Source organism: Butyrivibrio sp. (assembly GCF_024699075.1).
The window spans coordinates 1-8,899 of sequence record NZ_JAILQF010000407.1; the positions used below are offsets into that span (position 1 = coordinate 1).

The 8,899-nt window shown below is 36.9% G+C and carries 8 protein-coding genes; 2 read left to right on the plus strand and 6 right to left on the minus strand.

Going from position 1 to position 8,899, the window contains the following annotated elements; all coding sequences use genetic code 11:
* A partial coding sequence (locus K6G87_RS16290) for a phosphatase PAP2 family protein (RefSeq protein ID WP_296839634.1) occupies positions 1-990 on the plus strand: 990 nt, incomplete at its 5' end.
* A gap of 22 nt (positions 991-1,012) precedes the next feature.
* Here the strand turns inward: K6G87_RS16290 and K6G87_RS16295 are convergent.
* The 3 genes from K6G87_RS16295 to msrA all read right to left on the minus strand — a co-directional run bounded on the left by K6G87_RS16295 (position 1,013) and on the right by msrA (position 4,856).
* Positions 1,013-2,599 (minus strand): glycoside hydrolase family 43 protein, encoded by a 1,587-nt coding sequence (locus K6G87_RS16295; RefSeq protein ID WP_296839636.1) that lies wholly within the window; start codon positions 2,597-2,599, stop codon positions 1,013-1,015.
* Between the two features lie 145 nt (positions 2,600-2,744).
* On the minus strand, positions 2,745-4,325 hold the full coding sequence (locus K6G87_RS16300) for a PP2C family protein-serine/threonine phosphatase (RefSeq protein WP_296839638.1): 1,581 nt from the start codon (positions 4,323-4,325) through the stop codon (positions 2,745-2,747).
* A 48-nt stretch (positions 4,326-4,373) separates the two neighbouring features.
* Positions 4,374-4,856 carry a peptide-methionine (S)-S-oxide reductase MsrA gene (gene msrA, locus K6G87_RS16305; protein WP_296839641.1) on the minus strand — a complete coding sequence of 161 codons (483 nt, stop codon included), beginning with the start codon at positions 4,854-4,856 and terminating at the stop codon, positions 4,374-4,376.
* Between the two features lie 404 nt (positions 4,857-5,260).
* On the opposite strand from msrA, the gene K6G87_RS16310 reads away from it, so the two are divergent.
* Entirely contained in the window at positions 5,261-6,421 is a 1,161-nt protein-coding gene (locus K6G87_RS16310; protein WP_296839643.1) for an AI-2E family transporter, read from the plus strand.
* An 84-nt stretch (positions 6,422-6,505) separates the two neighbouring features.
* On the opposite strand, the gene K6G87_RS16315 is transcribed toward K6G87_RS16310, so the two are convergent.
* The 3 genes from K6G87_RS16315 to K6G87_RS16325 all read right to left on the minus strand — a co-directional run.
* Complete coding sequence (locus K6G87_RS16315; protein WP_296839645.1) at positions 6,506-7,198, minus strand: LrgB family protein; 693 nt, start codon at positions 7,196-7,198, stop codon at positions 6,506-6,508.
* On the minus strand, positions 7,191-7,550 hold the full coding sequence (locus tag K6G87_RS16320; RefSeq protein ID WP_296839646.1) for a CidA/LrgA family protein: 360 nt from the start codon (positions 7,548-7,550) through the stop codon (positions 7,191-7,193). The genes K6G87_RS16315 and K6G87_RS16320 overlap by 8 nt, the downstream gene beginning before the upstream one ends.
* A 329-nt stretch (positions 7,551-7,879) precedes the next feature.
* Positions 7,880-8,899, minus strand: a 1,020-nt coding sequence (locus K6G87_RS16325) for a Fic family protein (RefSeq protein WP_296839647.1), incomplete at its 5' end; no start/stop codon positions are given.

Sequence of the window (8,899 nt, forward strand, 5' to 3'; positions counted from 1 at the left end):
AAGCCTCAGATATTCTATACAGGGAGGAAGGTAATGGATACCATAACAGGTAATAGCTTTTACTTTGATTTCGAAGTCCGCTTTATGGAATTACTACAGACAACTCTTGGCGAAAAGGCCATAGGTGTAATGTCATTCTTCTCAGCATTTGGAGAAGAACTTATCCTCGTACTTATTCTTGGTTTTCTTTTCTGGTGCTATGACAAAGAATTCGGTATCTATGTCGGTACAAATATAGCAATAGGACTTGTACTTAATCCTATGATCAAAAATATCTTTTTAAGAAGGCGCCCCTACTTTGATCATGAAACCATTAATTGCTACAGAATGGTTGATAGTGAAGCTGATATGTATGATATAGCCGCTCAGGGCTTTTCATTCCCAAGCGGCCATTCTACTAATTCCATAACAGCTTACGGCTCTATTTACAGATATAAAAAGAATCGTTTTTTTAAAGTAGCAGCTTTTGCACTTCCACTTCTTGTAGGATTCTCACGAATGATCGTTGGTGTTCACTATCCGACAGACGTACTTGTCGGATGGCTTCTTGGTCTTGTGATAATCCTTGTATTTCCTATGATCATCCAAAAGCTTGGAACAGAAAGAAGATGGATAGCATTTCTTCTAATATTCCTTTTTGGCTGCATTGGACTTTTCTATTGCAAAACATCAGACTACTTTACAGGCCTTGGTATTCTTGGCGGATTCTTTCTTTCCGCAGAATACGAAAGAAGATTCGTTAGATTTGAATATCCAAAAAGTAAGATATTCTATGTAACAAGAATTCTTGGAGGCGGAATGGCTTATCTTATATTTAATACTCTTTTAAAGCTTCCTTTTGATCCTGAATTTCTTTCATCAGGCACCTTATCAGCAGGTTTGATCCGCCTTATAAGATACTTCATAGTAGGCTTTATAAGCATAGGGTTATACCCGCACCTGTTTAAATTTGAGAAGCATTTTATAAAAAAAGATACAAAAAGCGCTTAAATACCGCAGATAACCTATACAATTAATATTGTTCAAAAATCCAGGTTTCTATACTTACATCTCCTGAAGAAGTGAAGAACAGATTCTTTACTCCTTCACATCCTTGTACCTGTGCTTCTATCTCCTGCATATTATCTGATGCAGGTATGTATATATAGCAGGCAACATCTCCATCTACAGAGCCTGTTGTGATGCGGACCCATCCGCCTTCTGAGGACTTTGCTGTTAATCTTATCTTTACAGCTCCATCTCCAAAATCTGCGCCTGATACTCCGGTCCAGTCGCCTTCTGAAAGCTTAAGAACTGTTTCACCGCTTCCTTCAATAACAGCTCCTGCCTCCCATGCAACACTACTTGCACGGTTAACTGTATAGGCGTCTACATTAAAGAGCTGTTCTACACCTTCCAAAGATCCCTTTGCATTTCCAAAAAGGCCATCTTCCATCGGAAGCTTATCAACGTGTGTTGTTCTATATCCAAGCATTTCACCATACATCTTCTGATTAAGGTATTCTGCATGATAGAAGATATACTGCTGATCATGGAAAGTAATAATAGTATGATGGTTATTGCCTGTTGTTCCGAAGAATTCACCGGGATTATCAAAAAGTGTATCCTGATAAGTAAATGGTCCCAGCGCAGACTTCGATGTCATATATGCAATCCTTGCATTCCCATAAGGTCCTCCTGACCAGTTAGTACAGTAGGAATAATAATAAGTATCACCTATCTTATTAATTCCTGAGTCCTCAAATCCCCACGGAACATCAAGGGTTACAACTTCTCCGTCCAAATGGATCATATCATCCGCAAGCTTGACTGCACGAAAGCTTTCTGGCGCAGCTTCTTTGCCTTCAGGGACACCACCTCCAAAATAAAGGTATCCTGTTCCATCATCATCTACAAGAACTGCCGGATCGAAAAGCCAGATAACTCCTTCTATTCCAGGTGTGTCACGTCCTACTATAGCCTTACCTAACGGATCTTCCCAAGGACCTGTCGGCGAATCTGATGTAAGTACGCCTATTCCATTTCCGCTATTAGCAAAGTACAAAAAGAACTTTTCCTTACCATCAATCTCCTTGTGACAAGCGCAGGGTGCCCATGAATTACCTGCCCATGAAGCTGCTCCGCTACCACCTGCTACCATAATGGCTCCATGATCTTCCCAGTTTACAAGATCAGCTGAAGACATTACATTTAAAGTTCTTATATTGCCATATTCATTTTTGGATGGCTTATTATCCATTGCAAGTCCATCATTGGTCCCATATACATAAACTCTGTCATCATAGACCATAACGCCAGGGTCTGCGCTAAAGCGCTGTGTCATACAAGGATTATGATCAGATATATCCTTGTAGCCTGTGCTTAATTCGAGATTTTCAAATATATCCTGTGCCTTTGAATTGTCAACATTTGTCATATCACTGTTATCCTCTTCATTATTATTTTTAGTATCTTTACCTGTTACATCATTTTCGGATTTTTCAGTACTTGTACCTTCTCCTACTGCCGTATCAATTGCTGATGTATTCTGTCCTGCAAATGAACATGCGCTAAGAAGACTCGCAAGTAAAAGTCCTGTTATCCTGTATAGTTTTTTCATGCCCCCTAAATTTACCTCCTGCTATTTAATTCGTATATTATGATATAAAAAAAGCAAGGAATGCTTCTTCTCATTCCTTGCCGTTTTAATGTCATAAAAGGCACTGTTTATAATTCATCAACGTTTACTACTCATTACAATTTAATTATTCATTGCCTGTTCCATAGTACTCAAGACACAGCATAGTCATGTCATCAAACTGCTCAGCATCTTTGACAAAGGCAGATATTTCAGTTCTTACTCCCTTTATAATATCCTTGGAAGGTGAATCCTTGACCATATTAAGCGCATCTATCATTCTATCTGTTCCGAACATATCATTATCAGCATTAGATGCTTCAGCTACGCCATCTGTATACAGAAAGAGCTTATCCCCTGCACATAGATTTATTGTATACTCCTTGTATTTCATATCATCCATGCCGCCAATAACAAAGCCATGTTTATCTTTTATAAGTTCAAAACTGCCGTTTGCCTTCTTAATAGTAGGATATTCATGCCCTGCATTAGCACAGGTAATAATACCTGAAGATATCTCCAGTATTCCAAACCATACTGTTACAAACATCTGTGTCTGATTATTGGAACAGATAGCATCATTGGTTTTTTCAAGAGTTTCTGCTGCCGACTTTCCAAGCATTGCACAACTTTGAAGAATTATTTTGGATATCATCATAAAAAGAGCCGCAGGGATTCCTTTGCCTGATACATCCGCCATAACAATTCCCAGATGATCTTCATCTATAAGAAAGAAGTCATAGAAATCACCTCCAACTTCTCTTGCAGGTTCCATAGTTGCATAAATATCAAACTCCCTGCGATCCGGAAATGGCGGAAATGTGTGAGGAAGAAGCGAAGTCTGAATCTTTGTCGCAAGCGAAAGTTCAGTACTTATACGCTGCTTTTCTGCAGTTATGGTCTTAAGATTGTCTATATAATTTACAATCTCTTTTTCCATATGAACTACAGATTTGGCAAGCTCTTCAAGCTCATCCTTTGTTGTAACCTTTTCAAGAAGGTTGCTTTCTTTAGAACTGTCCTTAGCAAAGTTTCTAACATCATTTCTTATATAGACAAGGGGCTTTATAAGATTTCTTCGCATGAAGAACCAGTATAAACCGCAGAATATAAACAGAAATACCAAAGAAATACCAAGCATACTAAAGACAAAGCTTCTAAGAATGAACATAATGTCTTCCATGTTGGTATCTACAAATAAAAGGGCAACAACACTACCACTGCTATCCTTTAGTGGAAGACAGCTCGATGTCAGATATCCGTATTTCTTGGAATTTCTGACAAGATAGCTTTTAGGTCTTACACCCTTAGTATAAGCTGTCCATATTTCATCAAAAGATGCAGCAATCTCATCTGTATCGCCTATATATGTAGCTGTATCATAAACATATCTCATAGTCCCATCTTCATAGGGTACAGCTATATATATGTACGCTGCATTTGAGTATTCTTCAATATGATGAAGATAATCCTCCATTTCATGATAATATTCATCTGCTTCCCAGGTTGTTGCATATTCGGCTATCTTGTCATGGTCAATATCATTAGAAATGATATTAGCCACAACATAGCCTCTGTCGTTGTACTGTTTTTGAATGACTCTGTTAAAAAGATAAGCACCGCTGGCGCCAAGAGATACTATCAGAATAAGTGTAAAAACAATAATACTAACAAGAGTCTTTTTATTAATACCCCAATGTTTTCTCATTTTTTTACCTCATGATTCGAGTAAATCTTATCCGTAAAACAAATATTCTTACTTTTTACGACCGCTCTCTATGAGCTCTTTTTCAAAGGCCTCAGGATTCTTAAGATAATAGTCCTGATGCTCCTCTTCAGCAGGATAGAAAGACTTAAATGGCTCTACAGCCACCTGAACCTTCTTGCCTGATTCTTCTTCCAGAGCTTTGATATGATTTTCTACCAGCTGCTTTTCTTCCTGAGTCTGGTAATAAACTGCCAGTGTATAGGAAAATCCCTTATCAATATACTGACCTTCACCATCAAAAGGATCAACATTAGCAAAGTAGATATCAAGGAGCCTGTCATAAGTAACATTCTCATTCTCATAGGTAAGCTCTATGGTCTCTCTATGTCCTGTCTTCTGAGCCTTAACGTCCTTATAGGAAGGATTAACTTCATCTCCTCCTGAATATCCGCATATAACAGAATCTACTCCATATATCTTATAAATTGGTGTTACGCACCAAAAACATCCACCTGCAAAATAAGCTTTCATCTCAATATACCTCTCAATTAATTTTTATCATTTTATCAAAAGAGCCTCATAAATACTATAGTTTTTATAATAAAATAATAAAACTAACGATCATTATTCGCATATTGCAATTGACATAGTTAATTATCTTTCTGCCATAATAGTACAGATCATATTACTAATTACAACTATTGTGAACACCTATCGCCTTAAGGTAATTGGTATTCTAACTGCACACCTTTATAAATAGATTTATGAGATCATAATTTAATGATACCGTTTTTCCGATAAATATTAAAGCACACCATTTTAATTCTGCGCACAAGTAGTCCCTTTTCACATAAAGTAGTATGCTTATATTAAAAGTATTAAAAATTCACTTATCATAAATAGTTATCTTCACTTATATTATGGAGGCTTAAACTGTGGATAAAATATTGAAAAAACTCGACAAAAGATATCTTAAAGTCTGTGTATATGCTGCTGTTACAGTTCTTATAACTACCGGTCTTGCACTGCTTCTGATAAGTAGCGGTTCCTTTTGGGCTAAGCTCTGGGCCATTTTTACTGCCGTTCTGAAACCTATTGTTATAGGCGGAATCATCTGCTACCTTTTTTCACCAATAGTATCAAGGATTGAGAAGCTTTTTAACAGGAAAAAGGTCCATAAGTGGGCACGTCCATTTAGTGTACTTCTTACTTTTGGAATTGTATTTCTCACAATTGCTCTAATCCTTGTACTTATAGCTATCGCACTTTACAAAAATCTTGAATCTCTAAATGTTGAATCGATCCAAAATATCTTTGTTACTTTGCAAAAAGATTATGCATCCGTATGGAATTTTGTAACTCAGAAACTTGAATCAAGCAATGTAGAGACTGCAGATGTCAGCCAAATAGTAACTTATACTACTAACGCCGTTACGAACTTTTTCTCAGGATTATTATTCGGAGTTATATTCTCGATATACTTTCTTTTAGATGGTAATAACCTTTCCAATTACTGGACCAAAGCTTTTCGTCTTATCTTTGGCAAAAAGGCAGAAGATAAAACAGAACTATTCCTTAAAGATGCAGACAGAGCCTTTTCCGGCTATATCCGCGGACAATTTACAGATGCACTTATCGTAGGAGTGCTTATTACTATAATCCTATCTTTTGCCGGAATTCCAAATGCCCTTATAGTTGGAGTTTTTGCAGGACTTGGTAACCTCGTTCCTTATCTTGGACCTGTTGTCGGCTATATTACTCTTGTCTTTGTATGCCTTCCATCAGGTGCTTATTACAAGATGATAATAGGAATAATCATATTTGCACTCGTCATGTTCATAGATGGAAATATCATAAATCCCAAGCTCCTATCTGATAATGTTGAGGTTCATCCTCTTCTTGTAGTAGCAGCTCTTATTGCAGGCGGCGCTGTAGGCGGAATCGCCGGCATGCTCGTCGCAGTACCAAGTGCTGCTCTTATAAAGCTTCAGTTTGACAGATACCTTGAAAAAATGTCTGAAAAAAGAAAGGCCGAGGAAGCAGAACTTTTAAATGTTAAAAATGAGGCAAGCCCATCATCTAAAGATATATCTTAATGGACACATGTTTTGATCATAATATTTAAGCTGTTAAAAGCTCCTCGGTAATTCAATTACCGAGGAGCTTTTCTTGTATTATCCTTATAAAAAATTAGCATAGACTGAAGCAAGAAGCACTGTAAATATACCTGATACCGCGATTGCGAGGCCGCTCATAGCGCCTTCCACGTCGCCTATTTCTATAGCTTTAGCTGTTCCTATGGCATGTGAACTTGCACCAAATGCAAGGCCTTTGGATATCGGCTCTTCAATCTTTGCAACCTTGCAGATAAGCTCTCCGAACATATTTCCAAGAACTCCGGTTATTATAATGACTGCTACTGTAATAGTCACATATCCGCCAAGCTCTTCAGATACTCCCATGCCTATAGCTGTTGTAATCGACTTTGGCAAAAGAGTCACATATTCTTCATGTGTAAGTCCGCACACCTTAGCTAAAACAAGCACCGTCGTAAGACTTGTAACTGTTCCTGCCAAAAGGCCTAAAAGAACAGCCTTATAATGCTTTTTCAAAAGTTCAAACTGTTCATAAAGTGGTATGGCAAGGCATACTGTTGCTGGTGTCAGAAGATAGCTAAGATACTTGGCACCTTCATTATAAACTTCGTATTCTATATCTCCTATTATAAGGATTGCACTTGATATTACTATTGCTATAAGTAAAGGATTGAATATAGCAAGCTTGAATTTCTTTTTAAGAAGTACTCCTATCATGTATGCAACAAGACTTAGAGTAACTTCTGCAAACAGTGATTCTTCAAATAACTCATTCATCTTTTTTACCTGTCTTTCTTATTATGCGCTGTGATACCCAGCCTGTTGAAAGCATGACCGTTACAATAGTAACTACCGTAATAATACAGACAGGAAGAAGTATAGGTTTAAGATTCTCCCAGCTTGTCAGAAGTCCAACCCCAGCCGGAATGAACATGACAGGCATGATCTCTATAAGGAATATTCCTGTTTCCTTTACATCAGTATATTTGATAATACCCATAAGAAGGGCTGCAAATAATAATGCCATTCCATAAATACTTGCAGGAATTGGTAATGGCAAAATAAGCTTCATTACTTCACCAAGATACGAAAATCCCAAAATGATCAAAAACTGTTTTATAAATTTCATATTCTAAATCCTAAAATTTTTATAAACAAAAATACCAACGCATATTATAGGACTTATTTTGATAATGTCAAATATATATTTCATAGAAAGTGACAGATACACATTAATAATCCCTCTCATTGTTATAGCTATCATAAAAGACAATAATAGGGCATCCCACTAGCCGGATGCCCTATTATAATCATCTAATTTATTTGATAATACTCTTAAGCAAGAATTGAAATCACTGCTGACGCAGTTCTACGGGTACGGGGCTTATAACCCCGCACCCGAAATCAAGATATTCCCACCACCTAAAGGTGATGGGTTATCTTGATCAGTTAAATTTCTTATGAAATTATTTTCTTTATAGCCTTTTCATTATTTCTTGTAAAGTCACTTAACTCATAGGATCTTATACGTTGATTTACAATAAGCGGCTCTACAAAACCGCTTTTGACAAGAACTGAAAGTCTATTTATTACTGTTTTATTAGTAACCCCTATTTCACGGCTAACTTCGATTGGAGTAAACTCACCTTTGTATTTCTTTATTAAAAACAAAAGTAATTCTTTCTCCCTACCCTTCAAATATGATAAGCTTCCACCTATCTCGTCTTCTCTGGTATTTTCAGATAGTTCGCAGATTTTGTTGGAATACAACAGTACCATGCGTAAAAAATAATTGATCCATATTTCGGGATGCGGCGGATTATTCCTTCCTGAATAATACAGAGCAGGCAATCCCATCTGGATTGATTCATAATATTCGTTTATATCATATGCAAAATATTCCTCTAATGATCCAATGCCATTAAAATTATATCCGTTAACATCCAAAATATATCCTGATAGCAAACGTGCTGTTCTTCCATTACCATCTTCAAACGGATGTATTGTTACAAGCTGATAATGAACAATCGCAGCAACTATCAATGGATGATCATCAGTGGTATTTACATAGTCAACCAACTCATCTAATAATACCGGTATATCGATATACTCAGGTGGTATATAGTCAGGATTTCCCGTCTGTGAATCATAAACTGCAAATAAAACACCGGGAGGCACAGCTCCTCTTAGTCCAATTTTTTCCTTTGGCGCTCCTTTTTCAACATATTTCTGAACTTCCAATATCAGTTTTTTTGAGAAGCACTCTTTCTTTTTGGCTTTTTCTTCCAAAAACTGAAGTGCAAGAAAATAATTACGCACTTCCTGTTCGGGTTTAAGAAAGTGTTTTCTTTCATCCCGCTCAATAACCTCATCAACCTGTTTTTCTGAAAGCGGATTTCCCTCTATCTTATTTGAGGCATAAGAGCTTTTTTTCTTTGAATTCTTACGTAATTTACTTGAAACAGATCTAGGGAGTTT

Bases quoted from the DNA above. Each gene is read 5' to 3' on its own strand.
- K6G87_RS16295 (WP_296839636.1), bottom strand. From the start codon at position 2,599: ATGAAAAAACTATACAGGATAACAGGACTTTTACTTGCGAGTCTTCTT.
- K6G87_RS16300 (WP_296839638.1), bottom strand. From the start codon at position 4,325: ATGAGAAAACATTGGGGTATTAATAAAAAGACTCTTGTTAGTATTATT.
- msrA (WP_296839641.1), bottom strand. From the start codon at position 4,856: ATGAAAGCTTATTTTGCAGGTGGATGTTTTTGGTGCGTAACACCAATT.
- K6G87_RS16315 (WP_296839645.1), bottom strand. From the start codon at position 7,198: ATGAATGAGTTATTTGAAGAATCACTGTTTGCAGAAGTTACTCTAAGT.
- K6G87_RS16320 (WP_296839646.1), bottom strand. From the start codon at position 7,550: ATGAAATTTATAAAACAGTTTTTGATCATTTTGGGATTTTCGTATCTT.